This window comes from Sphingomonas sp. BK036 (genome assembly GCF_004216825.1).
GTDB lineage: Bacteria > Pseudomonadota > Alphaproteobacteria > Sphingomonadales > Sphingomonadaceae > Sphingomonas.
In genome coordinates, this window is record NZ_SGXR01000003.1 from 110,894 (window position 1) to 135,445 (window position 24,552).

The following is a 24,552-nucleotide window of genomic DNA, read 5'->3' on the forward strand; positions in this document are numbered from 1 at the left end:
CGAAGGAGAAACGCGATGCGTGCTGATCGTCCAGGCTGCCGGCGCATCACGCTGCCTGGAACACCCGCGGCAGTCGGATCCGCGCGGCGAGCAGTTGGACGACCTTGCAAAACACGCCGGTGTATCGGTAATGGTACCGCTACCGCCAATAACCGGCGGAGGAGAGGACTTTACCGATCTGCCGCATCGCGCGGTGACGTTGGCACGTCGACCAAAGCTACGTGACGGAGGCATGTCCGTGCCACCTGACCACCGATTTTTCGCCTGATACAGCCCTGCCGGAGATGTTGCCGTGACATTCGCTTTCGATACCCTCGACGCCCTTGGACCCGACTGGCGCACCGCGCGCTGGATCGGCCGGATCGACCGCGGCGAAGGCCCCACGCCCGTTATCGTCGCCGGCGGCATCGTGTTCGACATGAGCAAGGTCGCACCGACCGTCGCCGAACTCGTCGCGCGCGACCTGCTCGATCCGACTGCCGGCGAAGCGATCGGCGATCTCGATACGCTCGGCCTGTCGGTCGGCGGCGTGCCGCGGCTGCTCAGCCCGATCGATGTGCAGTGCGTCAAGGCTGCCGGCGTCACCTTCGCGGTATCCGCGCTCGAACGCGTGATCGAGGAACAGGCGCGCGGCGATGCGGGGGCGGCGACCGCGGTGCGCGCGCGGCTCGAGGACCGGATCGGCGGCGGACTGGCGCGCGTCGTGCCCGGCACGCCCGAGGCGGCGGCGCTGAAGACCGCGCTGATCGAGGAGGGACTCTGGTCGCAATATCTCGAGGTGGCGATCGGCCCGGATGCGGAGATCTTCACCAAGGCGCCGTCGCTGTCGACGGTCGGCTGGGGCGCGGACATCGGCGTGCGCTCCGATTCGACCTGGAACAACCCCGAGCCCGAGATCGTGCTGCTGGTGGCGCCCGATGCCCGCATCGTCGGCGCGACGATCGGCAACGACGTCAACCTGCGCGATTTCGAGGGGCGTTCCGCACTGCTGCTCGGCAAGGCGAAGGACAATAACGCGTCCTGCTCGCTCGGCGCGTTCATGCGCCTGTTCGACGACTCCTTCACGATCGACGATGTCCGCCGCGCCGAAGTCGCGCTGCGTATCGAGGGCACCGACGGCTATGTCCTCGACGGTGCCAGCTCGATGAGCCAGATCAGCCGCGATCCCGAGGAGCTCGTCCGACAGGCGCTGAGCGAGCACCAATATCCCGATGGGTTCGTCCTGTTTCTGGGCACGCTGTTCGCGCCGACCAAGGATCGCGACGATGTCGGTCGGGGCTTCACGCACAAGTCGGGCGATACCGTCGCGATCGCCGCGCCCGGGCTTGGCCGCCTCATCAACACCGTCACCACATCGAAGGCCGCAGCGCCCTGGGAGTTCGGCCTGGTAGCGCTGATGCGCAACCTCGCCGCACGCGGGCTGTTGTCGGCATGACCCATTCGGAGAACAGCGTGCTGCAGAAAACCGCCGGTCGCCACGAAGGCGCCGTCTACCCATCGCTCAGGAACAAGCGAGTCATCATCACCGGCGGCGGGTCGGGCATCGGTGCCGGGCTGGTTGAGGGATTCGTGGCGCAAGGCGCGCGGGTCGCGTTCGTCGACGTGGCGCAGGCCGACAGCATGGCGCTGGTCGAGCGCCTGTCCGCCGGGGCGGAGCATGCCCCGATCTTCCACCCGCTCGACCTGACCGACATCGACGCGCTGGACGTCACGTTCAAGACGATGATCGACCAGCTCGGTGGGGTCGACATCCTGCTGAACAACGCGGCCAATGACGACCGCCACACGATCGACGAGGTGACCCCGGCCTATTGGGATCAGCGGATGAACGTCAATCTGCGGCATCTGTTCTTCGCCGCGCAGGCGGTGGTGCCGTCGATGAAGGCAGCCGGTGGCGGCGCCATCGTCAATTTCGGATCGATCAGCTGGCACCTCGGCATGAAGGACCTGATCCTCTACCAGACCGCCAAGGCAGCGATCGAGGGGCTCACGCGCAGCCTGGCACGCGATCTCGGCCGCGACTGCATCCGCGTCAACGCGATCATCCCCGGCAACGTCCAGACGCCGCGCCAGGAGAAATGGTACACGCCCGAGGGCGAGGCCGCGATCGTCGACGCGCAATGCATCGACGGCCGGATCCAGCCGTCGGACATCGCCGCGATGGCGCTGTTTCTCGCGTCCGACGATGCGCGTATGTGCACGGGACATAATTATTGGGTGGATGCAGGATGGCGGTAATCGGCGATGTAACCGGTGGCGTGGAACGCGTGCTGGGCGTCGGCGCGATGCTGGGCGAAGGGCCGTTGTGGTTCGACGATGCGCTCTGGTTCGTCGACATCAAGCAGCACCGCGTCCACCGCTTCACGCCCGCGACCGGCGATCACGCGACATGGACCGCCCCCGCGCAGGTCGGCTGGGTCCAGCCGATGGCGGACGGCGGCATGCTCGCCGGATTGCAGACCGGGCTGCACCGGTTCGACCCCGCCGATGGCAGCTTCACGCACCTCCACGTCGTCGAGCCGGACTCGCCTGGCAACCGCCTGAACGATTCGACCGTCGATGCCGCGGGGCGGCTCTGGTTCGGGTCGATGGACGATGGCGAGAGCGCGGCGTCCGGGCTGATCTACCGCGCGGATGCGGATGGCGTGGCGCCGGTCGTCGACGGCATCGTGATCACCAACGGACCCGCCATCTCCACCGATGGCGCCACGCTGTATCACTGCGACACGCTGGCGGGCACGATCCACGCCTGCACGATCCGCGAGGATGGCAGCCTTGCCGACACGCGCATCTTCGCGGCGGTCGACGTCGCGACGCAGGGCTATCCCGACGGACCGATCGTCGATGCCGAGGGCCATGTCTGGGTGTCCTTCTATGGCGGCTGGTGCGTGCGACGCTATGCACCCGACGGGGAACAGGTCGCCGAGATCCGCCTGCCCGTCTCCAACGTCACCAAGATCGCGATCGGTGGCCCCAATGGCCGCACCGCCTATGCGACCACGGCGGCCAAGGGCCTGTCGGACGAGCACCGTGCGCTCCAGCCCTATGCGGGCGACGTGTTCGCGTTCGATGCGGGGGTGGCAGGCCAGCCGGCGCACCGTGTCGCGACGATAGCGGGCCGCCGCATCGCCTGACCGAAACGGCGCCGTCGAACGAAAAAGGGCACCGCGGATCGATCCGCGGTGCCCTTTTTCGTTTGGCCCTATCCGATCCTCCCCCGCCAGGGGGAGGTGGCACCGAAGGTGGCGGAGGGGGAGGACACCGAACGGCTGTCGCCCTTCCCTCCCCCTCCGTCTGGCAAGTGCCAGCCACCTCCCCCTTGCGGGGGAGGAGCGACGATCAGCCGGTCATGTCCTCGAGTTCGCGACCGCGCGTTTCGTTGACCAGCGCCTTCACGAAGAAGAACGAGATCGCGGCGAAGAACGCGTAGCCGGCATAGGTCACCGCCAGGCCGGGCGACAGCGCGAGTGCAGGGAAGCTGACCGAGATCGCGGCGTTGGCGATCCACTGCGCGAAGCCGGATACCGCCAGACCCGATCCGCGGATCTGGTTCGGGAACATCTCGCCGAGCATCACCCACATCACCGGGCCCCAGCTCGCGTTGAAGAAGATGACGTACAGGTTGGCCGCGACCAGCGCGATCATGCCGTTATGGCCGGGCAGCGACACCGCGCCGTCCGCCCCCGTCACCGCGGTCGAGAACGCATAGGCGACCACGGCCAGCGTGACGGCCATGCCCGCCGAGCCGACCAGCAGCAGCGGCTTGCGACCGATCCGGTCGACGGTCGCGATCGTGAACAGGCAGGCGGCGATCGACAGGACACCCGACAGGATGTTGATCTGCAGCGCGTTGTCTTCGGTGAAGCCGACCGCTTCCCACAGCACGGCACCGTAATAGAAGACGACGTTGATGCCGACGAGCTGCTGGAACACGGCGAGGCCGATGCCGGCCCACAAAATCGGCCGGATCTTGCCCGTGGTCTTGTCGACCAGGTCGCTGAGCTTGGGCTTGTGATGATCGGCGGCGAGCGAATTGCGGATCTCGACGACCTTGCGGTCCGCCTCGGCGGTACCGAACAGCCGCGTGAGCACGACATGCGCCTCGGCTTCGCGGCCCTTGGCGACCAGGAAGCGCGGGCTTTCCGGGATCACGAGCAGCGCGAGGAAATAGATCGCGGCCGGGATCGCCTGCAGCCAGAACATCCAGCGCCAGGCGGGATAGCCGAGCCAGAAATCGGCGGTCGAGCCGCCGGCATAGCGCGCGAGCGCGAAGTTGGCGACGAACGCACCGGTCAGGCCGGAGATGATCATGACCTGCTGGACGCTCGACAGGCGGCCGCGGATCGACGCCGGCGTGACCTCCGAGATGTAGACCGGCGAGATGACGCTGGCCGCGCCGACGCCCAGGCCGCCGATGATGCGCGCGAAGATGAAGATACCGGAGCCAGTCGCAGCCCCGGCCAGCAGCGCGCTGAACAGGAACAGCGCGGCGGCGAGCATCATGACGTTGCGACGGCCGATCGCGTCGGCCATCCGCCCGGCGCCGAACGCACCGACCGCCGAGCCGACGAGGATCGCGCCGACATTGACGCCGATCCCGAGCCGACCGAGGCCGAAGGCGGCTTCGAGACCCTTTTGCGTGCCGTTGATGACACCCGAGTCATAGCCGAACATGAACCCGCCGATCGTCGCCACCGCGACGATCGCGGCGATGAAGCCGTGGTTGACCGCGGCGTTCCCCTGCAATCCCGCTCCCGGATCTCCACTGTGCATATTCGCCATGTTGTTCCTCTCCTGTGCGCCGACCGTTGCGGCCTGGTGTCGTCTGTCTTGGTTTTGGTAGTCGAAGCGGTCAGTGATTATGGCGCGGCGTGCGCGCCGCAATGCCGCGATATTTGACCGCGAAATCGAGCACCGCGCCATCGGCGAGCTGTCCGGTCTTTTCGCGGTACAGCTCCTCCCAAGGCGTATTGCTCGGCGGTATCGGCGGCGCCGGTTCGCCGCGCCGCCGCGCGATCTCGTCCGCGTCGACCAGCGCGTCGCACCGCCCCGCCTTGAGGTCGATGCGGATGATGTCGCCGGTCCGCAGCCAGGACAGGCCGCCGCCGACCGCGCTCTCCGGGCTGGCGTTCAGGATCGACGGGCTGTCCGACGTGCCCGACTGGCGCCCGTCGCCGAGCGTCGGCAGCGTCATGATGCCGCGCTGGATCAGATGATCGGGCGGCTGCATGTTGACGACCTCCGCCGAGCCGGGCCAGCCGATCGGCCCCGCCCCGCGGATGACGAGCATGCAATCCTCGTCGATGTCGAGCGCGGGATCGTTGATCCGGTGATGATAATCGTCCGACCCTTCGAACACGATCGCACGCGATTCGAACACGTCCTCGGCGCCGGTGCGCTCCAGATAGCGCGCGCGGAACGCGGGCGAGATCACGCTGGTCTTCATGATCGCGACGTCGAACAAATTGCCCGAGAGCACGAGGAAGCCCGCCTGTTCCTTCAGCGGCGTGTCATAGGCGCGGATCACCTCGCGGTCGGTGGCGACTCGGCCGGTGATGTTCTCGGCCAGCGTCCGGCCGGTCACGGTCAGGCAATCGCCGTCGAGCCGGCCCGCCGCGAGCAACTCGCTCAGCACCGCGGGCACGCCACCGGCCCGGTGGAACCGCTCGCCTAGGAAGCGCCCGGCGGGCTGCACGTCGACCAGCAACGGCAGGTCGTAGCCGTAGTCTGACCAGTCGGCGGCGGTGATCTCGATTCCCGCATGCTTGGCCATCGCATGGATGTGCGGCTGCGCGTTCGACGATCCGCCGATCGCGGTGACGACCCGGATCGCGTTGAGGAAACTCTCGCGGCTGAGGATCCGCGAGGGGCGCAGGTCCTCATACGCCATGTCGACGATCCGCCGCCCGGTCTCATACGCGAACTGGCCGCGTTCGCGGTACGGCGCGGGGATCGCCGCGCAGCCGGTGAGCGACAGCCCAAGCGCCTCGGCGACCGCGTTCATGGTCGAGGCGGTGCCCATCGTGTTGCAATGGCCGGCCGACGGCGCGCTGTCGGTGGCGCGCTGGAGAAACTCCTCCTCGTCGATCTCACCCGCCGCGAGCTTGCGCCGCGATCGCCAGATGACGGTGCCCGACCCGACCAGCTCGCCCTCGTGCCAGCCATCGAGCATAGGCCCGCCCGACAGCACGATCGCGGGGATATCCACGGTCGATGCCGCCATGATCCCCGACGGCGTGGTCTTGTCGCAGCCGGTGGTGAGCACGACCGCGTCGATCGGATAGCCGTACAACGTCTCGACGAGGCCGAGATAAGCAAGGTTGCGATCGAGCGCGGCGGTCGGCCGGCGGCAATTCTCGAAGATCGGATGGACGGGGAATTCCATCGCGATCCCGCCTGCGTCGCGGATGCCGTCGCGGACGCGGCGTGCGAGATCGAGGTGGATGCGGTTGCACGGCGACAGATCGCTGCCGGTCTGCGCGATGCCGATGATCGGCCGTCCCGAGCGGAGTTCCGCCGGGGTAAGACCGTAGTTCATGAATCGCTCGAGATAGAGCGCGGTCATGTCCGAGCGCGCGGGGTCCGCGAACCAGTCACGCGATCGGAAGGGCCGAACCGGTTGCCGTTGCACGCGAAACTCTCCTGCTGGGCCGTCGCCGATCAGTCGGCGCACGTTAATACTGGTATCGCTACCATCTTCACTGCCGACGTCAAGCGCGCTACGTCGGCATCGAGCATCGGTCTATCGCGCTTTTCGGACGCGGATCACGCCTGGTCCGCGCGCGGCCGCCGCCGCGGTGCGGCGTCCGACTGGCGACGGATCAGCGTGTAATCGAGCAGCCGGTGGCGATCGGCGGTCGCAACGCTGGCCGGGCGACGAATCGCGGCGACGAGCATCTCGACCGCGATTCGCGCCATGTCCGCGATCGGCTGATAGACCGTCGTGAGTTCGGGCCAGATCGCGGTCGACATGATCGTGTCGTCGAACCCGCACACGGTCAGGTCGCCCGGAACGTCGAGCCCGCGGCGATGCGCGACCGCGACGGTGGCGGCGGCCATGTCGTCGTTGGATGAGAAGATCGCGGTCGGCGGCTCGGGCAGCGCGAGCAGCGCCTCGGCAGCGTCGAGCCCCGACCGGTAGGTGTAGAGCCCGGGCTGGATCAGCGTCTCGTCGACCGCGATCCCCGCTTCCTGCAACGCGGCGCCATAGCCTTCGAGGCGACGCGCGCTGGCCGACAAATTGGGATTGCCGGTGATGAAGCCGATCCGGCGATGGCCGAGCGCCATGATGTGGCGGGTCATCGTCAGCGCCGCCTCGCGGTCGTCGATCCGGACCGCCAGGACATCGTCGGATGGCCGGCCGCTGGCGACCGACACCGTCGGGATCCGCGCCTCGGCGAGCAGGTCGAGGATCGCCTCGGCCTCGCACAAGGGCGGCGGCAGGACGATACCGTCGATCCCGCCGGCGATCAGATGCCGAGTCACCTCGAGCTCATGCTCGCCCAGGTCGCATTTCTCGACGATGATCTGGACATCGCTGCGCGCCGCCTGATCGAGACTGCCGAGCAGGAACTCGCTGAGAAAGCCCGCGCTCGGGTTGCTGTAGAGCAGGCCGATCCGAGTCTGCCCTGCCCCGGCGAGGCTGCGCGCGGCGGGGTTGGGCGCATAGTTCAACGCGGTGATCGCGGCGTTCACCGCGTCGCGCGTGACCGGACGGACGTTGCTTTCGCCATTGATGACGCGTGACACCGTCATCGGTGAAACGCCGGCGCGACGCGCCACGTCGCTGATCGTGGGTGCGCCGCCCGCGCGACGTGACGGCCTGATCGTGGGAGGGGGAATGGTGTCCATCTGGCGTAGCGTTAGCGCAACCGCCCGTCGCAGGAAATGGCCCTCGGCGTTCGACCCTCGTTGGACTGTCGCGACCGGCATTCCCTACACGCGACGGCGGCAGCGATCCGCGGCAACGCAACCATCAAAGTCCACTTGCCCAGCCCGAACGGGCTGTTATGGTAGCGCTATTTCCGCCATAAGGCGGATGGCAGATCTCGCAGAAGATCGCCCACATTAGGAAGGATCGAACGGTCATGCAGCTTCGTCTACCCACCCTCGCCGCGAGCTTGCCACTGCTGCTCGCCGGCAGCGTCGCGCTGGCGCAGACCGCCGCGCCCACCGCCCCGTCCGCGCCAGGGACTGCGAAGAGCGAGCCGCGCAGCCCCGACGGCAAGCGCTATCTGTCGCAGCCGCTGGTCAGCAGCATCTATACCGCCGATCCGTCGGCGCACGTGTTCAACGGCAAGATCTACGTCTATCCCAGCCATGACATCGATGCGGGCATCGGCGACGACGATCTCGGCAACCAATATGCGATGCGCGACTACCGCGTCCTGAGCATGGACCGCATCGGCGGCCCGGTGAAGGTCAATGGCGTCGCGCTCGACGTGAAGGACGTGCCCTGGGCATCGAAGCAGATGTGGGCGCCCGATGCCGCCTACAAGAACGGCACCTATTTCCTGTACTTCCCGGTCCGCGACAAGCAGCTCGACAAGAACGGCCTCGGCACGTTCCGGATCGGCGTCGCGACCTCGAAAAGCCCGACCGGCCCGTTCAAGGCCGATCCCAAGCCGATCGCCGGCAGTTTCTCGATGGATCCGGCGGTATTCACCGATACGACCGGCACCAGCTACATGTATTTCGGCGGTATCTGGGGCGGCCAGCTCCAGCGCTGGAAGGACGGCAAGTTCGACGCCAACGGCTCGGACACGGACCTCGGCAAGGACGACCAGCCCGCGCTGTCGGGCAAGATCGCCAAGCTCAACCCCGACATGAAGAGCTTTGCCGAGACGCCGCGCGACGTCCAGATCCTCGACGAGGCCGGCAAGCCCGTCCTCGGCGGCGACCATGAGAAGCGCTTCTTCGAGGCATCCTGGGTCTTCAAGCGCGGCGGCACATATTACTATACCTACTCGACCGGCGACACGCACTTCCTGAACTATGCGACCGGCGACAACCCCTATGGCCCGTTCACCTATCGGGGCCATATCCTGAAGCCGGTGCAGGGCTGGACGAGCCACCATTCGATCGTCGAATGGAACAAGAAATGGTGGCTGTTCTATGCGGACACGCAGCTGAGCAACAAAAACCACCTCCGCAACGTCAAGGTGACCGAGCTCAAGTTCGCCGCCGACGGTTCGATCCCGACCATCGATCCGTTCGTCAACTGATGTTCCTGGGAATCGATATCGGCACCTCGGGTGTCAAGGCGGTGGTGCTCGACTCGCATGGCAGCGTGGTCGGCCAGGGCACGGCCGCACTGACCGTGCAGCGGCCGCACCCGCTCTGGTCCGAACAGGATCCCGATGCGTGGTGGCAGGCGACCACCGCGGCGGTCCAGGCGATCGACCCGAGCGTCCGCCGCGCGGTGCGCGGTGTCGGCCTCGCAGGCCAGATGCACGGCGCGACGCTGCTGGATGCCGACGACCGTCCGCTGCGCCCGGCAATCCTGTGGAACGATGGCCGCAGCTTTGCACAATGCGCCGCGCTGGAGCGTGCCGTTCCCGACCTGCGCGCGATTGCGGGCAACATCGCGATGCCAGGCTTCACCGCGCCGAAACTGCTGTGGGTGCGCGAGCATGAACCGGACGTCTTCGCGAAGATCGCCACCGTGCTGCTGCCCAAGGATTATGTCAGGTTGCTGATGACCGGCGACAAGGCCTCGGACCTGTCCGACAGCGCGGGCACTTTGTGGCTCGACGTCGGTGGCCGCTGCTGGAGCGACGCGCTGCTCGGCGCGTGCGGACTGACACAGGCGCAGATGCCGCGGCTGTACGAGGGCACGCAGATCACCGGCACGCTGACCGCCGCGGTCGCCGAGCTCTGGGGGATGCGGCAGGTGCCGGTCGCGGCGGGCGGCGGCGACAATGCGGCGGGCGCGGTCGGTGTCGGCGTGGTCGCGGACGGCGATGCGTTGCTGTCGCTCGGCACGTCGGGGGTGATCTTCGTCGCGACCAGCGACTTCCGCCCCAATCCCGATCGCGCGGTCCATGCCTTCTGCCATGCGCTGCCGGGGCTGTGGCACCAGATGTCGGTGCACCTGTCGGCCGCGTCGTGCATCGACTGGGTCGCGCGGATCACCGGTGCCGCCGGCGCCGCCGACCTGTTCGCACGGGCAGAAGCCGCCGGCCCCGCCAGCGGCCCCGAACTCTTCCTCCCCTATCTGTCGGGTGAGCGCACGCCGCACAACGACCCCGAAGTTCGCGGTGCGTTCCTCCGTCTCGACAACGACACCGATGCCGGTCGCCTGTCGCAGGCAGTGCTCGAAGGCGTCGCGTTCGCGCTCGCCGACGGTCTCGACGTGCTGCGCGAGGCGGGCACCGTCGTCGAGCGGCTCGCGGTCATCGGCGGCGGCGCACGCTCTCGCTATTGGGGCGAGGTGATCGCGGCGGCGATGGAGGTCGAACTCGTCTATCTCCAGGGCGGCGAAGTCGGCCCCGCGCTGGGCGCCGCACGGCTTGCCCAGCTCGGCGTCGACGGCGGCGACCCCGCCGGCGTCTGCGTCACGCCCCCCGTCTCGCACAGCATCGTCCCCGACCCTGCCCTCGTCTCGGCGCTCGCCGAAAAGAAGGCCGCGTTCCGCCAAGCCTATTCCCGCATCACTCCAAAATCGTAGGAATCCCGATGTCCGACTTCTTCGCCGATATCCCCCAGATCAAATATGAGGGCCCCGACAGCACCAACGAGCTGGCCTATCGCTTCTACGACAAGGACAAGATGCTCCTTGGCAAGCGGATGGAGGATCATCTCCGGTTCGCCGCGTGTTTCTGGCATACCTTCTGCTGGCCCGGCTCCGACGTGTTCGGCGGCGGCACGTTCGATCGGCCCTGGCATCGCGGTGCCAATGACAGCGCCGCCGCGGCGATGAAGCGCGAGGTCGCGTTCGACTTCTTCAAGACGCTCGACGTGCCCTATTACTGCTTCCACGACGTCGACGTGATGGCCGACGCCGCCAACATCACCGAGCATCGCAAATTCTTCGCCGAAGCGGTCGACCATCTCGAGCAGCTCCAGGCCAGCTCGGGTCGCAAGCTCCTCTGGGGCACCGCCAACCTGTTCAGCCACCCGCGCTTCGCAGCCGGCGGCGCGACCAATCCGGATCCGGAAGTGTTCGCGTTCGGCGCGATGCAGGTGCGCGACGCGCTCGAGGCGACGCACCGGCTGGGTGGCCAGAACTATGTGCTGTGGGGCGGTCGCGAAGGCTATGAGACGCTGCTCAACACCGACATGAAGCGCGAGCTCGACAATTTCGGCCGCTTCCTGAGCCTGGTCGTCGAGCACAAGCACAAGATCGGCTTCACGGGCACGATCCTGATCGAGCCGAAGCCGTTCGAGCCGACCAAGCACCAGTACGACTTCGACACCGCGACGGTGTACGGTTTCCTCAAGCGCTATGGCCTGGAGAACGAGGTCAAGGTGAACATCGAGGCGAACCATGCGACGCTGGCCAGCCACACCTTCGAGCACGAGATTGCGACCGCGGCGGCGCTCGGGATCTTCGGGTCGATCGATGCCAATCGCGGCGATCCGCAGAATGGCTGGGATACGGATCAATTCCCCAACTCGGTCGAGGAACTGACGCTCGCCAATCTCGAGATCATCCGCGCAGGCGGGTTCACGACCGGCGGCTTCAACTTCGACGCCAAGGTGCGGCGCCAGAGCATGGACCCGGCGGACCTGTTCTATGGCCATGTCGGCGCGATCGACGTCGTCGCGAAGGGCCTGCTGAACGCGGCCAAGCTGATCGAGGACGGCCGGATCGATGCGATCAAGGCCAAGCGCTATGCGGGCTGGGACGGCGAGTTCGGCGGCGCGATCGGCGGGCTGGACCTTGCCGGCATCGCCGACCTGGCGGTCGAGCGCGGCATCGATCCGAAGCCGGTTTCGGGCCAGCAGGAGCGGATCGAAAACCTGATCAACCGCGTGCTGTGATCGGCTGACGATCGGTCCCGTCGAGCGTCGCGCGCGCCGCTCGACGGGACACTGAAACGGCAATCAGGAGAGCGACGGAGCGAACCGCAGGATGATCGCCGTGCCGCGATCGACATCGACGAACCCGACGGTGGCGTTCAGCCGAGTCGCGGCCGAGCGGACGATCGCCAGACCAAGCCCACTCCCCTCCGGGCTGTTCGCGGGGCCCAGCCGGACGAAGCGGTCGAACGCCTTTTCGCGGTAAGCCGGTATGATCCCCGGGCCGTCATCGGCGACGACGACCGCGATCCGCGCGTCGTCGGCCTGCAACGAGACCGACACCGTCCCGCCGCGCCGGTTGTAGCGAATACCGTTGTCGATCAGGTTCGACAGGATCTCGAAGATCAGCGTGCGGTGGCCCGCCACGGTGTAGCGCGTCTCCGCATCCCCCTCGAGGATCAGGTCGACGCCGGCGCGGATCGCCTGGTTGATCTGCCGCGCGATGACCGCGGCGGCGACCTCGCGCAGGTCGACCGTCTCGAGCGGCGCGGAGACGCCCGCTTCCTCGGCGCGGGCGAGCGCGAGCAGCTGCGTCACGAGGCGTTCGAGCCGGACCGCGACATCGGCGATCTCGTCGAGTGCGTCGCGGCGTTCGGCCTCCGATCCCCGGCGGGCGAGCGCCACCTGGACCTTCAGGACGGACAGCGGCGTGCGCATCTGGTGCGAGGCGTCGGCGGTGAAGCGGCGGACGCCGACGGTGGCGGTGTCGAGCTGCGCGAGGAGACGGTCGAACGCGCCGGCGAGCGGGCGGAGTTCGCTGGGCAGCGGACCAGTGTCGAGCGGCGAGAAATCGGGCCTAGCGCGCTTGTCCCTCGCCTCCACCGCGCCGCGCAGGCGTGAGAGCGGGCGCAACGACCAGCCGAGCGCAGGCCGGAGCAACAGCGCGGCGGCGCCTACCAGCACGCATTCGCCGATCAGCAGCGCGAGCATCAGCCGGCGGGTGAGCGCACCGCGATTGTCGAGCGTCTCGGCGATCTGGACGATGACGGGCTTGTCGATGCGCGGCAGCGACCGGCGCACCTCGGCGATGCGGATCGGCTGGTCGCGGTAGCGGGCGAAGCGGTAGCGCGGCACGTCGACCGCGAGCGTCGCGGGATCGGGCGCAGGCAGGTCCGCATAGCCGGTCAGCAGATCGCCGCCGACCGCGACCCGGTAATAGACATTGTCGCGTTCGGTGTTCTCCAGCATCCCGAACGCGGCGGCGGGCAGGTCCAGCGTCACTTCGCCGCGTTCGACCTGCACCGTCTCCGCGATCGCGCCGAGCGCGCCAGCGAGCACGCGGTCGTTGGTGCGGCGGACGACGTCGGCGATCAGCGCGGCGCCGACCACGCCGATCAGGATCGCCGCGGCCAGCAACGGCCCGAGCACCGCGACCAGCAGCCGCGTTCGCAGCGCCGGGGCACCCCGATCGGTGACAACGGTCTCAGCCGGCATCGAGCATGTAGCCGACGCCGCGGACGGTGCGGATGCCGGGACCGTCGGGCGCGAGCTTGGTCCGCAGGCGCGTGACATGCACCTCGATCGCGTTGCCGCCGACGGGTTCGTCGAAGCCGAACACCTCGCCGATCAGCAATTCGCGCGGCACGACCCGGCCGGCGCGCGTCGCCAACGCCTCCAGCACCGCGCGTTCGCGGCGACGCAGGTCGAGCGCGCGGCCGGCAATGTCCGCGTCGCCGGTCGATCGGTTGATGGTCAGCGTGCCGACGCTGAGCATCGGCAGCGGATCGCCGCCGCGTCGCCGGCCGAGCGCCCGCACCCGCGCCTCGAGCTCCTCGGGCTCGAACGGCTTGCGTAGATAATCGTCGGCGCCGAGATCGAGCCCGCGCACCCGGTCGTCGAGCGCGTCGCGTGCGGTCAGCATCAGCACGGGGACCCGCTCGCCGCGACGCCGCAGCGTCTCCAGCACGGTGAAGCCGTCGATCCCGGGAAGCCCGACATCGAGGATCACCAGCGCATAGGGTTCGCCCGCGACCACCGCCAGCGCATCCTCGCCGGTCGCGACATGATCGACCGCGTTGCCGCCCGCGCGCAGCAACGCCGCGATGCTGCGCGCGAGCGCGGCGTCGTCCTCGATCACCAGGATGCGCATGAAAACCCGTGAAAGGTTGGTGACAGCTTCGGTTCGTACTCCACGAATGCAGTCTATCCGAACACAGAGACGGAAGGCGAGGAGAGTGATGATGGCCCGAATTTTTCTGAGGATTGCAGTGTTGGCCACGACGGTCGCCGCGACTCCGCTCGTGGCGCAGCGTCCCGCCAACTATCCGCGCTCCTATGATCAGATCATCAGCGATGCGCGCGCCGAGCGGCAGGTGCGGATCTACGGCAATGCCGATCGCGCCGAGTTGCTGCCGGTGGTCGCTGCGTTCCGGAATCGCTATCCGGGGATCACCGTCCTGTACGCCGATCTTGGCTCGACCGAGATGTATCGCCGCTTCGTCGCGGAAACTCGCGCCAAGCGGCGGTCCGCGGATCTCGTCTGGTCGTCGGCGATGGATTTGCAGGTCAAGCTGATCAACGACGGCTTCGCGCAAGGCTATGCCAGCCCCGAAAAGCCGGCGCTGCCGCCGGTATCGGTGTGGAAGAACATGGGCTTCGGCGTCACCGCCGAGCCGATCGGGATCGTCTACAACACGCGGCTGATCCCCGCCGCGCGCGTACCCCGGACGCATGCCGCGCTCGAGGCGATGCTGCGGCAGAACGGGCGCGCGTTCGCCGGCAAGGTGACGACGTTCGACCCCGCGCGCTCGAACACCGGCTATCTGTACCTGACGCAGGACATGGCGACGACGCGCGACACGCGCTCGCTGCTGGAGGCGATCGCCGCGACGAAGCCGGTCCTGTCGCTCACCACCGAGCCGATGCTCCGCGGTGTCGCCGAGGGGCGGCAGGCGATCGCGTACAACGTCATCGGCTCCTATGCGCTCGAACGCGCGCGCACCGACCGCCGCATCGGCGTAGTGTTTCCGCAGGACTATACGCTGGTCACGTCGCGGATCGCGTTCATCGCGCGCGAGGCCGCGCACCCGGCGGCGGCGAAACTCTTCCTCGATTTCCTGCTGTCGCGCGAGGGGCAGTCGCTGCTCGCCAGGCGCAGCCTGTGGCCGGTCCGCACCGATGTCGCGGCACGCCGTCTTCCCACCGCACAGGCCCGGCCGATCCGTGTCGGCCCGCAACTTCTCGTCAACCTCGACCGCGTCAAGCGCCAGCGTTTCCTGCGCGACTGGACCGCGATTCTCGCCACCGGAGCCAAAGCCCAATGACCCTTTTCCGTACCGGGTGCGCCGCACTCGCCTTGATTGCAGCAACCCCGGCGCTGGCGCAGACTCCGAGCGACGCCGACCTCGCCACGCTGGTCCGCGCGCAGGCGGCCGAGATCGCGGCGCTCAAATCGCGGCTCGACCGGCTTGAGAATGCCACGGCCGTCGCGCAGGCGTCCGCGCCGGTCGCGCCCATCCAGGTGGCACCGCAGGCCGTCGCGCAGAACAACGAGCCACGCCGCACGGTCCCGTTCGCGCCGCAGCTTGCGCCGCCAGGGCCGGCCGATCGCAGCGTCGCGCAAGCCTTGGCCGCGCGCGACAATCCGTCGGGCGTGACGACCGAATGGGGCGCCGGCCTGCCCGTCTTCCACTCGGCCGACGGCGTGTACACGTTCAAGCCGCGCGGCCGCATCCTGACCGATGTCAGCTCGAGCTTCGGCTCCAAATATGACGGCCGCAACATTACGACGACGGGGATGCGCGCGCTGCGCCTCGGCCTCGAAGGCGGCGTCGGCACGCATTTCTTCTACCAGTTCGAGAGCGATTTCTCGGAGAACGAGGTCGACGTCGTCACCGCGTTCGTCGGCTGGCGCAACAAGATCAAGCCGGGCCTCGATTACGACGTCCGCGCCGGGCATCTGTTTAACGATCGCGGGTTCGAAGGCTCGACGGGGTCGGATTCGACACCGTTCCTCGAGCGTACGACGGTCGCCACCGCGATCATCCCGCAGCGCGGCTTCTACGGCATCGGCGTGATGCCGCGCGTGTTCTGGAAGACGGGCCATGCGTCGCTCACCGTCACCGGCGACCGGATCGACGGGACGCAGACCGTCGGCGACAGCCGCACCGTGCTCGGCCGCGCGCACTGGAACCCGATCAAGTCGGATACCGGCGTGCTCCACATCGGCGCCTGGGGCTTCGACGAGTCGCTGTCGTCGGTCGCGGGGACGCTCACGCGCAACACGGTGATCGGCGGCCGCTTCAACGGCGCGCTGCGCGTGTCGAGCGGGCCGCTGACCGGCGGCACCGGCACGACCGGCTACGGCGTCGAGCTCGGCGGCTATCGCGGGCCGTTGTGGGTGATGGGCGAAGCGGGCCGCCGCAACGCGCGGCTCGACGGCGGGCGTCCCGATTTCGTCAGCAAGGCGTGGAGCGTGTCGGGCGGTCTGTTCCTGACCGGCGACCTGCCGCCATACAACCCGCGCCTCGGCAGCTTCGGCCAGCCCAAGGTGTTGAAGCCCACCTTCGACGGCGGCGTCGGCGCGATCGAACTGACGGCGCGCTACGAAAGCCTCGATTACACCGACCTGCTGACCGGCGGCGAAGGCTGGGCGGCGACCGTCGGCGTCAACTGGTACCTCAACAGCTTCACCCGCTTCCAGGTGAACGCGATCCAGTGGGACACCGACAACCGCTCGGGCACGTTCACCGGCAACGACAGCGGCCAGACGCTCAGCGCCCGCGTCGGCGTCACCTTCTGATGCGGCGCGCCGTCTCCGGTCTCGACCGTCCCGTCATCCTGACGAAAGTCAGGATCCAGGGTTACGGCATGCTGCCCTGCTTGGCTCTGGATCCTGACTTTCGTCAGAATGACGGTGGTTTTGCTACCACCGCCCCCACCCCCCTTTTTCACGCCCTTTCCTAGGACGATGCGATGAACCTTGCCCTGCTTGGCTTCCTGATGGTGGCCACGTTCATGACGTTGATCATGACCAAGAAGATGACGCCTTTGGTCGCGCTCATCGTGATCCCGTCGATCTTCGGCGTGTTCGCCGGCGAGGCCGCGGGTCTCGGCCCGATGATGATCGACGGGATCAAGAACCTCGCGCCGACCGGCGTGATGCTGCTGTTCGCGATCCTGTTCTTCTCGACAATGACGGATACAGGGCTCTTCGATCCGCTGGTCGGGCGGCTGATCCGGATGGTCCACGGCGATCCGATGCGGATCCTGATCGGGACGGTCGTGCTCTGCGCGCTCGTCAGCCTCGATGGCGACGGGTCGACCACCTACATCATCACGATCGCCGCGCTGTTGCCGCTCTACAAGCGGTTCAACATGAACCGGCTGTACCTCGTCTGCCTGTTGATGACGACGAGCGGCATCATGAACCTGACGCCGTGGGGTGGGCCGACCGCGCGTGCCGCAAGCGCGCTTAAGATCGATCCGGCGACTTTGTTCCTGCCATTGATCCCCGGCATGATCGCCGGCCTCGCCTTCCTGATCGGTCTCGCGGTGTATTTCGGGCGCAAGGAACGCGCGCGGATGGGTGAAGCGGGTATCACTGCGGACACCGAGTTCACCGGCATGGCGGTCTCGCAATATCCCGAGGCACGCCGTCCCAAGCTGATCTGGTTCAACGCCGCGCTGGTCATCACGCTGCTGACGCTGCTCGTCTGGGGCATCCTGCCGCTGTCGGTGCTGATGATGCTGGCCTTCGCGATCGCGATGATCGTCAACTATCCCGGCGTCGCCGACCAGAAGGAGCGCATCTCCGCGCATGCCGGCAACGTGCTGGCGGTCGTCTCGCTGATCTTCGCCGCGGGCATCTTTACCGGGATCCTCGGCGGCACCGGCATGGTCGAGGCGATGAGCAAGGCCGTGGTCGGCGTGATCCCGCCCGCGCTCGGGCCGTACATGGCGCCGATCACCGCGCTACTGAGCATGCCGTTCACCTTCTTCATCTCGAACGATGCGTTCTATTTCGGGATGCTGCCGATCCTCGCCGAGGCCGGCGCGCATTACGGCGTGTCGCCCGAGGCGATCGCGCGCGCGTCGCTGATGGGCCAGCCGGTCCATCTGCTCAGCCCGCTGGTGCCGTCGACCTATCTGCTCGTCAGCCTGGTCGGGATCGACCTTGCCGATCACCAGCGCTTCACGCTCGTCCCCGCGATCCTCGTCTGCACGGTGATGACCGTCGTCGGCATGATCGCGCTCGCCTTCCCGTTCGTCGCCTGAGGTGAGCATCCCCGCAACCCGCCGCTTCCGGAGATTTCGCATGGTCCGATCGCGTACACCGCTGATGCTGCTCCCCGCGATGGGGTGCGACGGGCAATTATGGGCACGGCAGATCGTCGATCTCGCCGGGCTAGCGCAGGTCGAATTCGGCGACCTGTCGCAGGACGATACGCTGTCCGCGATGGCCGCCCGCGTTCTGGAGAGCGCACCGCCGCGGTTCGCGGTCGCAGGCGTCAGCCTGGGCGGCTATGTCGCGATGGAGATGGTCCGCCAGGCGCCCGAGCGAGTCACGCGGATCGCGCTGTTCGGCACGCGCGGATCGATGGACGTCCGCCCGCGGACCGTCGCGGGGCAAGGGATGCTCGCCACCGCGCCCGCCGCCGATCCCCGCCTGTCCGCCAATGTCAGCGGCCCGGCGCAGGCGATGGCGGACCGCGTCGGCCCGGTCGTGTTCGAACGCCAGCAGCGCGCGCTGTTGGCTCGCCCCGACATCAGCGAGGCGATCGCCGCGATCGCCGTGCCCACGCTGGTCGCGGTCGGCGATCGCGACCGGATCTGCACCCCCGACGACGCGCTCGCCTTGTCGCTGCGGATCGCGGGTGCGCGGTTCCACCTGCTGCGCGGCTGCGGGCATCTGGCACCGATGGAACGCCCGGGCGAAGTCACCGCGGTGCTCCGCCAATGGCTCAGGTCGGGCTGAACCCGGCGGCGGGGGTCAGCGGCTGGCGGTCGTCATCGGCACGCCGGCCACAGCGCCGTGGGTCGCGATCCGGTAGCGGACCTCGATGCCGACATGATCCGACAGCATCGTCCCGTCCGGACGCCGTCCGAACGGGGCGGCGAGACCGGTCGGCGTGATCGCAACGCGCGGCGACGAGCGGTACATCAGCCAATCCTTACCGCGCGCGATCGATTCGGCGATCCCCGCGGGCTCGGCAACGGGACATTCGGGCGCCACGCGGCACGTCGCCACCGCCGCCTGCAGCGCGGCGCTGCCGCCGAGCATCCGCATGTCGAACTGCGCGCGGCGCGCGAGATCGCGACCGACGTTGAAATCGCCCGCCACCAGAACCGGACGCGCGCCGGCGCCGAGGCTGGTGATGAACGCCGCGAGCAGATCGATCTGGCCACGATAGGCCTGGATCGCCCGCGTCGAGGGTGTGCCCGACGCGCCGTTCGAATTGAGATGCGTGTCGACCACGATCACCGGCGTCGCGACACCGGGGATCGCGATCAGCGCCGCCAGCGCGCCCTTGTTGGCGAGGCAATCATAGCCCGCGCAGGTCGGGTAGGCCATGCGCCGGACCGCGAGGATCGGATAGTCGGAGAAGATCGCTAGGCCGCTGTCGACATGCTTGCCAAGCCGTTCGCCGACCATCCGGCTGCCATCCGCGACGAACCCGTCATCGACGTGCGGCACCATCGCGGGGGCATCCTCCGCCGGACCGAACGCGGCGTAGCGATAACCCGCGATGCGCCCGATCGCCTTGGCGTCGTCGACAAACGCCTCCTGCACCGCGACGATCTCGGGCGCGCCGGCGTGGCTGCGCATCGCCCTCAGCTGATCGCCGATCGCCGCCAGCGCCGCCGAGCGATCCTCGACGATCGGCCAGGGCAGACCGTGCACGTTGTAGGTCATCAGCGTCACGTCGCGCCCCGACAGCGGGGTCGCAGTGGCCGGCGCACCGGACAGCAGGGCAGCGACGGCAAGCGCCGCCAGGGGTCGAAGCATGGGATCGTCCTGATTGGTGGTGGTGGATCAGCGCTTGATCGGCGCGAACGAGAACAGCCCGCTGCGATAGTTCATTACGACATGCGTGGTGGTCAGCCCCTCATGCACCGCGACGCTCGCCTGATCGGCATGCGGCTTGGAATGGCCGAGCCTGGGATTGCTCGCAAAGCCGATGCCGTCATGGAGCAGGCTGAACCCGTGGCCGCCGTCGCGCGCATGGACCACGCTCAGCGCATAGGTGCCGGGCGCCGGCACGCGCAGGCACAACGACACCGGCCCCGCGCTGGGCACGGTGACGACCGCGCGGCGGAAGGTCTTGCCCTGCCCGATCAGGACATTGTCGTCGGCGAGGAAATCGCCGTCGCGCGCGGGATAGAGCTCGGCGCGCAGGATGCCGACCCGGTCCTTCAGGCCGTCGATCTCGACGATCAGCGCAGGCCCGGTCTCATGCGGGCGGCAGCGCGCTTCGGCGGTGCCTAAGGCGGGGGTCGACGGCGGAGTCACGGCAAGGGTCAGCAAGGCCAGCAGGATCACTTCATACGCTCCATGGTGACGAGTTCGACGGCGGTCAGCGCGGCGCCGAGCAGCAGATGGGTGACGAGCCAGAGCCCGGCGATCATCGTCATGACCGCGGTCACGTCCGAATTCCGGCCGACGGTGAACGCGACCAGCCCGGCGAAGACGATGTCCTTGTTGGGCAGCAACGGCAGGCGCGATACGAGCAGGCGCAGCGTCGCCAGCGCCAGCCACCAGGCGAGCGGCGCGGCGGGCATCACCGCGGCCCACAGCAATGCGGCGAACAGCGTCGTGGCAACGATCCGGACGAAATGGATGACCGCGATCCGGCCGAGTTCGGTGCGGGGCAGCGTCAGCAGTTTCTTGCGCAGGACGAGCGTGACGAGCGACGGGATCGCCATGCTCGCCGCCGATACCGTCATCACCTTCGCATCGGTGCCGAGGTGCAGCGCGCCGAGCGCCTCCCAGCTCACCAACGCGAGCGCGAGCGTGCAGACATTGGCGACGACCGCGGACAGGATCGACACGTCCTTGATCGCGCCGAACGGCGTGCCGACCATGGTCGCATGCTTGCGCGCCCAGCCGTAGAAATACAGCTCGCCCGAATAACCGAGCACGATCTCGTTGCTGATCCGCTTGCGCAGCAGCGCGAGCATGCCGCTTGGCGGCAACTGCCACAGGCGCCGGTAGATCACCCATTCGCTGAACGGCGTGACCAGATAGCCGAGCGCGAAGATCGTCCAGAACAGCGGCGAGCGCGGCACCATGTGGAGCATGGCCCGCACGTCGAGCCCGCGAAGCTGCCACAGCGCGGCGACCAGGATCGCCGCCGACAGCAGCGGCGCCAGCCAGCGCGAGAGGAAGTTCTTGCGGATGATCGTCGGGGTCAGCGGCGGGAATTGCACACGCGCCAGCGTCAGCGGCATGTCGCTCATGCAGCGCTCCTTTCGGGAAAGCGGGATCTCGGCCCGCTCTGGATCCGCGCGGTGGCGGGCGTCGAAACGGGGATACCAGGTGGGATCATGCCCGAACGACGCCGCCGCCATCGCCGCGCCGCAGCCATGGCTGACGCCGCGGTGAAATAATTTTCTGGCAAGCATCGGATGGGACTGCGGAGGCAGGCTGGCGGTGCCGTCCCGTCACGAGCGATCCGATGACGAACGAGAGCGAGACGATGGCGCGAACCGACTTTGCCAATCCCATCCAGAGGGCGCCGACCCGGCGCGACGGCCCGGACCTGCCTGCCCCCGAACAGCACCCGCCCGAGAAGCGCCTCGTGGTCGCCATCCACGACGTGGCGCCGACCTTTGCCGTGCCGATCGCGATGCTTGCCGAGCGGATCGACCGGATCCTCGGCGGCGCGCGGTTCGCGATGCTGGTGGTGCCCGATCACTGGGGCGCTGCACGGCTCGACCGTGCACCGGCGTTCGAGCGGCGGCTGCGCGACTGGGCGGATGCGGGCGTCGAGATGTTCCTGCACGGCTGGTTCCACCGAGACTCGACCGCACATCGCGGCGCCGCCACCGCGCTGAAGGCACGTTACATGACCGCGGGCGAAGGCGAATTCCTCGGGCTGGACGCGATCGAGGCGGAGCTTCGCATGCGCGCCGGTCGCGACATGGTCGAACAGGCGATCGGACGGCCGATCGCGGGGTTCATCGCCCCCGCCTGGCTGTACGGCCCGGGCGCGCACGCGGCGCTCAAGGCATGCGGCATCGGATTGGCCGAAGATCATTTCCGGGTCTGGCAACCGACCACCGGCCGGATCGTCGCGCGGGGCCCGGTCGTGACCTGGGCCAGCCGGTCGGCGGCGCGGACCGCCAGTTCGCTCGCCGTCGCAGCCGCGGCGCGCGCGCTGCCCGACTGGATCCCGACGATGCGGGTCGCGGTGCATCCCGGCGACGTGACCAAGGAGACGTTGCTGACCAGCATCGACCGGACGCTGCGCACGCTGGCCGAGCGCCGCACCGTCTCGCGCTATGCCGATCTGCTTGCCGAGCCGGTAGCGGCATGAAGATCGTCGACGTCTGTGCGTTCTACACGCCGACCGGTGGCGGCGTGCGGACCTATATCGATCGCAAGCTGGTCGCGCTCGCCGCGCGGGGGCACGAGATCGTCGTGATCGCGCCCGGTGAGGACGACCGTGAGGAGCAGCGTGGCCCGCGCGCGCGCGTCCGCTGGCTGCGCTCGCCGCGGTTTCCGCTCGACCGGTCCTATCGCTATTTCGCGGACCGCGCGGCGCTGCACGCGGTGCTCGATGCGGAGGATGCCGATGTCGTCGAGGTCTCGTCGCCGTGGCGCAGCGCGTCGATGGTCGCGGACTGGCGGGTGCGATCGGGATCGCGCGCGCGGCTGTCGCTGATCGCGCATGCCGATCCGCTGTCGGCTTATGCCTATCGCTGGTTCGGCAATGTCGCCTCCACCCAGGCGATCGACCGCGCGTTCGACTGGTATTGGCGGCATCTCCGCCGGCTCGATGCGCAGTTCGACCATGTCGTCAGCGCCAGCGCCAGCCTGACCGAGCGGCTGCGCGAGGGTGGACTGCGCAAGGTGATGACCGATCCGATGGGGGTCGAGCCCGGCCAGTTCTCGCCCCGGCTGCGTGATACCGACCTTAGGCGCGAGATGCTCGCGCTGTGCGGGCTGGGCGAGGATGCGCTGTTGCTGATCGGCGTCGGCCGGCATGCCCCCGAGAAACGCTGGGACATGGTCGCGCAGGCGGCGGCGATCGCGGGCACGCACATGCCGGTCGGGCTGCTGATCATCGGTGGCGGCGCGCGCCAGCGCCGCGTGATCGACGCGATCGGCGACAATCCGCACGTCCGGTTGCTCGATCCGGTCGGCGACCGCGCGGCGCTGGCGCGGCTGATGGCGAGCGCCGATGCGCTGATCCATGGCTGCGAGGCGGAGACCTTCTGCTTCGTCGCCGCGGAGGCGATCGCGTCGGGGCTGACGGTGATCGCGCCCGACCGCGGCGGCGCCGCCGACCTCGCCTGCGCGAACGACGGCGCGGTATACCGATCGGGCGATGCTCAGGACGCGGCCGAGGCGATCCTGGCGGTCGCCGGGTCGGCCGATGTCGGGCCGTCGGGCCGCCGCGACCGCCCGATCCGAACGATGGACGATCATTTCGACGCGTTGCTCTCGCTCTACGCAACGCAGCATCCGCAGCCTCGATACCAGCAAGGAACGGGACGATGACCGCGATCGCACCACGCATAGCCCATGCCGTCACCGAGCGCCCGCGCATCCCGGCGCCGGTGCAGCACGGCATCGCAGAGGCGCCCGCGTCGCCGTGGCGCGCGCCGCTCTTCTACCTGTCGTTCCTTGCGGGCCTAGTGCTGCTCATGGCGGTCGCGATGCTCCTGATCTGGCGCATGGTTACGGGCGTGCGGCTGGGCTGACCGAGACGTCCCCAAACGAGGCCGATCGTCCGACGCGATTTCGGGGGCGACTTCCGGTTTTGACGGGTGCACAAGGCTCGGCTTCGAGAGTGGCATGATTGCCGGAGATGTGCCGTAGCCGACGCCGACCCCGCCCACGCTGGCCAGCCTGCCGGGCTTTCCGCCGTGCTTGCGACCCATCGGCCGCAACTCGTCCGCTTCTTCACCGGGCGGACAGGCAGCGTCGCCGAGGCCGAGGACGTGGTGCAGGACATCTGGCTGCACATCGCGACGCCAGTGGCGGGTCCGATCGCCAACCCGCTCGCCTATCTGCACCGCATCGGCATGAACATCGTGCTCGACCGCGTGCGCGCGAGCGGCCGGCGGGTGCGGCGCGACGGCGGCTATGTCGAGGCGACGGTCTCGGTGGTCGGCGGCGAGAGCATCGACGATACGCCATCGGCGTTCGACGCGGTCGCCGGGCGCCAGCGGATGGCGCAACTCGCCGCCGTGCTCGCCGGCCCGCCCGAGGGTGCGATGCGCGTGTTTCGCCGGCACAAGATCGACGGGCTGTCGCACGCCGAGGTCGCCGCCGAGTTCGGCATCAGCCGCAGCGCGGTGGAGAAACATATCGCCGTGGCGCTGCGCCATCTCAGAAAGGCGCTCGATGATTGATTTTTA

The 24,552-nt window shown here is 68.3% G+C and carries 22 protein-coding genes; 14 read left to right on the forward strand and 8 right to left on the reverse strand.

The window, feature by feature from the left end:
• Nucleotides 1-292: 292 nt before the first annotated feature.
• The 3 genes from EV283_RS00700 to EV283_RS00710 are packed head-to-tail and all read left to right on the forward strand — an operon-like array spanning nucleotide 293 to nucleotide 3,134.
• Nucleotides 293-1,435, forward strand: a complete 1,143-nt coding sequence (locus EV283_RS00700) for a fumarylacetoacetate hydrolase family protein (protein WP_130321924.1) — start codon at nucleotides 293-295, stop codon at nucleotides 1,433-1,435.
• Nucleotides 1,432-2,238, forward strand: a complete 807-nt coding sequence (locus tag EV283_RS00705; protein WP_130321926.1) for an SDR family oxidoreductase — start codon at nucleotides 1,432-1,434, stop codon at nucleotides 2,236-2,238. Before EV283_RS00700 ends, EV283_RS00705 begins: the two co-directional genes overlap by 4 nt.
• Nucleotides 2,229-3,134 carry an SMP-30/gluconolactonase/LRE family protein gene (locus EV283_RS00710; protein WP_130321928.1) on the forward strand — a complete coding sequence of 302 codons (906 nt, stop codon included), beginning with the start codon at nucleotides 2,229-2,231 and terminating at the stop codon, nucleotides 3,132-3,134. The genes EV283_RS00705 and EV283_RS00710 overlap by 10 nt, the downstream gene beginning before the upstream one ends.
• Before the next feature lie 205 nt (nucleotides 3,135-3,339).
• Here EV283_RS00710 and EV283_RS00715 read toward each other — a convergent pair whose 3' ends face one another.
• The 3 genes from EV283_RS00715 to EV283_RS00725 all read right to left on the reverse strand — a co-directional run bounded on the left by EV283_RS00715 (nucleotide 3,340) and on the right by EV283_RS00725 (nucleotide 7,851).
• On the reverse strand, nucleotides 3,340-4,782 hold the full coding sequence (locus tag EV283_RS00715) for a sugar porter family MFS transporter (protein WP_082444987.1): 1,443 nt from the start codon (nucleotides 4,780-4,782) through the stop codon (nucleotides 3,340-3,342).
• Between the two features lie 70 nt (nucleotides 4,783-4,852).
• Nucleotides 4,853-6,631, reverse strand: a complete 1,779-nt coding sequence (locus EV283_RS00720; protein ID WP_107958655.1) for an IlvD/Edd family dehydratase — start codon at nucleotides 6,629-6,631, stop codon at nucleotides 4,853-4,855.
• A 134-nt stretch (nucleotides 6,632-6,765) separates the two neighbouring features.
• Entirely contained in the window at nucleotides 6,766-7,851 is a 1,086-nt protein-coding gene (locus EV283_RS00725) for a LacI family DNA-binding transcriptional regulator (protein WP_207223017.1), read from the reverse strand.
• Between the two features lie 236 nt (nucleotides 7,852-8,087).
• Here EV283_RS00725 and EV283_RS00730 point away from each other — a divergent pair, with 236 nt between their 5' ends.
• Genes EV283_RS00730 through xylA form a run of 3 tightly spaced genes read left to right on the forward strand, consistent with a single transcriptional unit; the run spans nucleotide 8,088 to nucleotide 11,985 of the window.
• Nucleotides 8,088-9,224 carry a glycoside hydrolase family 43 protein gene (locus tag EV283_RS00730; RefSeq protein WP_130321930.1) on the forward strand — a complete coding sequence of 379 codons (1,137 nt, stop codon included), beginning with the start codon at nucleotides 8,088-8,090 and terminating at the stop codon, nucleotides 9,222-9,224.
• Nucleotides 9,224-10,669, forward strand: a complete 1,446-nt coding sequence (xylB, locus tag EV283_RS00735) for a xylulokinase (protein WP_130321932.1) — start codon at nucleotides 9,224-9,226, stop codon at nucleotides 10,667-10,669. Before EV283_RS00730 ends, xylB begins: the two co-directional genes overlap by 1 nt.
• 8 nt (nucleotides 10,670-10,677) lie before the next feature.
• Complete coding sequence (xylA, locus tag EV283_RS00740; RefSeq protein WP_130321934.1) at nucleotides 10,678-11,985, forward strand: xylose isomerase; 1,308 nt, start codon at nucleotides 10,678-10,680, stop codon at nucleotides 11,983-11,985.
• 63 nt (nucleotides 11,986-12,048) lie between these two features.
• On the opposite strand, the gene EV283_RS00745 is transcribed toward xylA, so the two are convergent.
• Together EV283_RS00745 and EV283_RS00750 are read right to left on the reverse strand one after the other, a co-directional pair.
• The gene (locus EV283_RS00745) at nucleotides 12,049-13,458 is read right to left on the reverse strand and encodes a sensor histidine kinase (protein WP_130321936.1); all 1,410 of its coding nucleotides are present in this window, start codon (nucleotides 13,456-13,458) and stop codon (nucleotides 12,049-12,051) included.
• Nucleotides 13,448-14,113, reverse strand: a complete 666-nt coding sequence (locus EV283_RS00750; RefSeq protein WP_207223018.1) for a response regulator transcription factor — start codon at nucleotides 14,111-14,113, stop codon at nucleotides 13,448-13,450. The genes EV283_RS00745 and EV283_RS00750 overlap by 11 nt, the downstream gene beginning before the upstream one ends.
• Nucleotides 14,114-14,204: 91 nt before the next feature.
• Here EV283_RS00750 and EV283_RS00755 point away from each other — a divergent pair, with 91 nt between their 5' ends.
• The 4 genes from EV283_RS00755 (at nucleotide 14,205) to EV283_RS00770 (ending at nucleotide 18,940) form a co-directional block, all read left to right on the forward strand.
• Complete coding sequence (locus EV283_RS00755) at nucleotides 14,205-15,287, forward strand: ABC transporter substrate-binding protein (protein ID WP_130323774.1); 1,083 nt, start codon at nucleotides 14,205-14,207, stop codon at nucleotides 15,285-15,287.
• Nucleotides 15,284-16,765 carry a porin gene (locus EV283_RS00760; RefSeq protein WP_130321938.1) on the forward strand — a complete coding sequence of 494 codons (1,482 nt, stop codon included), beginning with the start codon at nucleotides 15,284-15,286 and terminating at the stop codon, nucleotides 16,763-16,765. Before EV283_RS00755 ends, EV283_RS00760 begins: the two co-directional genes overlap by 4 nt.
• 173 nt (nucleotides 16,766-16,938) lie before the next feature.
• Nucleotides 16,939-18,240 (forward strand): CitMHS family transporter, encoded by a 1,302-nt coding sequence (locus EV283_RS00765; RefSeq protein WP_130321940.1) that lies wholly within the window; start codon nucleotides 16,939-16,941, stop codon nucleotides 18,238-18,240.
• A 40-nt stretch (nucleotides 18,241-18,280) separates the two neighbouring features.
• Nucleotides 18,281-18,940 (forward strand): alpha/beta fold hydrolase, encoded by a 660-nt coding sequence (locus EV283_RS00770; protein WP_130321942.1) that lies wholly within the window; start codon nucleotides 18,281-18,283, stop codon nucleotides 18,938-18,940.
• 15 nt (nucleotides 18,941-18,955) lie between these two features.
• On the opposite strand, the gene EV283_RS00775 is transcribed toward EV283_RS00770, so the two are convergent.
• The 3 genes from EV283_RS00775 to EV283_RS19365 are packed head-to-tail and all read right to left on the reverse strand — an operon-like array spanning nucleotide 18,956 to nucleotide 21,423.
• Entirely contained in the window at nucleotides 18,956-19,972 is a 1,017-nt protein-coding gene (locus EV283_RS00775) for an endonuclease/exonuclease/phosphatase family protein (RefSeq protein ID WP_130321944.1), read from the reverse strand.
• Nucleotides 19,973-19,999: 27 nt separating this feature from the next.
• On the reverse strand, nucleotides 20,000-20,506 hold the full coding sequence (locus EV283_RS19360; RefSeq protein ID WP_242615725.1) for a DUF2141 domain-containing protein: 507 nt from the start codon (nucleotides 20,504-20,506) through the stop codon (nucleotides 20,000-20,002).
• Complete coding sequence (locus tag EV283_RS19365) at nucleotides 20,503-21,423, reverse strand: hypothetical protein (RefSeq protein ID WP_242615726.1); 921 nt, start codon at nucleotides 21,421-21,423, stop codon at nucleotides 20,503-20,505. The genes EV283_RS19360 and EV283_RS19365 overlap by 4 nt, the downstream gene beginning before the upstream one ends.
• A gap of 218 nt (nucleotides 21,424-21,641) precedes the next feature.
• Here EV283_RS19365 and EV283_RS00785 point away from each other — a divergent pair, with 218 nt between their 5' ends.
• From EV283_RS00785 to EV283_RS00800, 4 genes are all read left to right on the forward strand, one after another.
• Nucleotides 21,642-22,502 (forward strand): polysaccharide deacetylase family protein, encoded by an 861-nt coding sequence (locus EV283_RS00785; protein WP_278044174.1) that lies wholly within the window; start codon nucleotides 21,642-21,644, stop codon nucleotides 22,500-22,502.
• Entirely contained in the window at nucleotides 22,499-23,689 is a 1,191-nt protein-coding gene (locus EV283_RS00790) for a glycosyltransferase (RefSeq protein WP_130321946.1), read from the forward strand. Before EV283_RS00785 ends, EV283_RS00790 begins: the two co-directional genes overlap by 4 nt.
• The gene (locus tag EV283_RS00795; RefSeq protein ID WP_130321948.1) at nucleotides 23,686-23,892 is read left to right on the forward strand and encodes a hypothetical protein; all 207 of its coding nucleotides are present in this window, start codon (nucleotides 23,686-23,688) and stop codon (nucleotides 23,890-23,892) included. Before EV283_RS00790 ends, EV283_RS00795 begins: the two co-directional genes overlap by 4 nt.
• A gap of 165 nt (nucleotides 23,893-24,057) precedes the next feature.
• Nucleotides 24,058-24,546, forward strand: coding sequence for an RNA polymerase sigma factor (locus EV283_RS00800; RefSeq protein WP_242615727.1), 489 nt, complete (start codon nucleotides 24,058-24,060; stop codon nucleotides 24,544-24,546).
• The last annotated feature ends 6 nt before the right edge of the window (nucleotides 24,547-24,552 follow it).

What these genes read in the sequence shown, in the direction of transcription:
- EV283_RS00790 (WP_130321946.1), top strand. Translation starts at nt 22,499, where the DNA reads ATGAAGATCGTCGACGTCTGTGCGTTCTACACGCCGACCGGTGGCGGC.
- EV283_RS00775 (WP_130321944.1), bottom strand. Translation starts at nt 19,972, where the DNA reads ATGCTTCGACCCCTGGCGGCGCTTGCCGTCGCTGCCCTGCTGTCCGGT.
- EV283_RS00765 (WP_130321940.1), top strand. Translation starts at nt 16,939, where the DNA reads ATGAACCTTGCCCTGCTTGGCTTCCTGATGGTGGCCACGTTCATGACG.
- EV283_RS00730 (WP_130321930.1), top strand. Translation starts at nt 8,088, where the DNA reads ATGCAGCTTCGTCTACCCACCCTCGCCGCGAGCTTGCCACTGCTGCTC.
- xylA (WP_130321934.1), top strand. Translation starts at nt 10,678, where the DNA reads ATGTCCGACTTCTTCGCCGATATCCCCCAGATCAAATATGAGGGCCCC.
- EV283_RS00745 (WP_130321936.1), bottom strand. Translation starts at nt 13,458, where the DNA reads ATGCCGGCTGAGACCGTTGTCACCGATCGGGGTGCCCCGGCGCTGCGA.
- EV283_RS00755 (WP_130323774.1), top strand. Translation starts at nt 14,205, where the DNA reads ATGGCCCGAATTTTTCTGAGGATTGCAGTGTTGGCCACGACGGTCGCC.
- EV283_RS19365 (WP_242615726.1), bottom strand. Translation starts at nt 21,423, where the DNA reads ATGAGCGACATGCCGCTGACGCTGGCGCGTGTGCAATTCCCGCCGCTG.
- EV283_RS00750 (WP_207223018.1), bottom strand. Translation starts at nt 14,113, where the DNA reads ATGCGCATCCTGGTGATCGAGGACGACGCCGCGCTCGCGCGCAGCATC.
- EV283_RS00760 (WP_130321938.1), top strand. Translation starts at nt 15,284, where the DNA reads ATGACCCTTTTCCGTACCGGGTGCGCCGCACTCGCCTTGATTGCAGCA.
- EV283_RS00715 (WP_082444987.1), bottom strand. Translation starts at nt 4,782, where the DNA reads ATGGCGAATATGCACAGTGGAGATCCGGGAGCGGGATTGCAGGGGAAC.
- EV283_RS00705 (WP_130321926.1), top strand. Translation starts at nt 1,432, where the DNA reads ATGACCCATTCGGAGAACAGCGTGCTGCAGAAAACCGCCGGTCGCCAC.
- EV283_RS00785 (WP_278044174.1), top strand. Translation starts at nt 21,642, where the DNA reads ATGACGAACGAGAGCGAGACGATGGCGCGAACCGACTTTGCCAATCCC.
- EV283_RS00795 (WP_130321948.1), top strand. Translation starts at nt 23,686, where the DNA reads ATGACCGCGATCGCACCACGCATAGCCCATGCCGTCACCGAGCGCCCG.
- EV283_RS00710 (WP_130321928.1), top strand. Translation starts at nt 2,229, where the DNA reads ATGGCGGTAATCGGCGATGTAACCGGTGGCGTGGAACGCGTGCTGGGC.
- EV283_RS00770 (WP_130321942.1), top strand. Translation starts at nt 18,281, where the DNA reads ATGGTCCGATCGCGTACACCGCTGATGCTGCTCCCCGCGATGGGGTGC.
- EV283_RS00725 (WP_207223017.1), bottom strand. Translation starts at nt 7,851, where the DNA reads ATGGACACCATTCCCCCTCCCACGATCAGGCCGTCACGTCGCGCGGGC.
- xylB (WP_130321932.1), top strand. Translation starts at nt 9,224, where the DNA reads ATGTTCCTGGGAATCGATATCGGCACCTCGGGTGTCAAGGCGGTGGTG.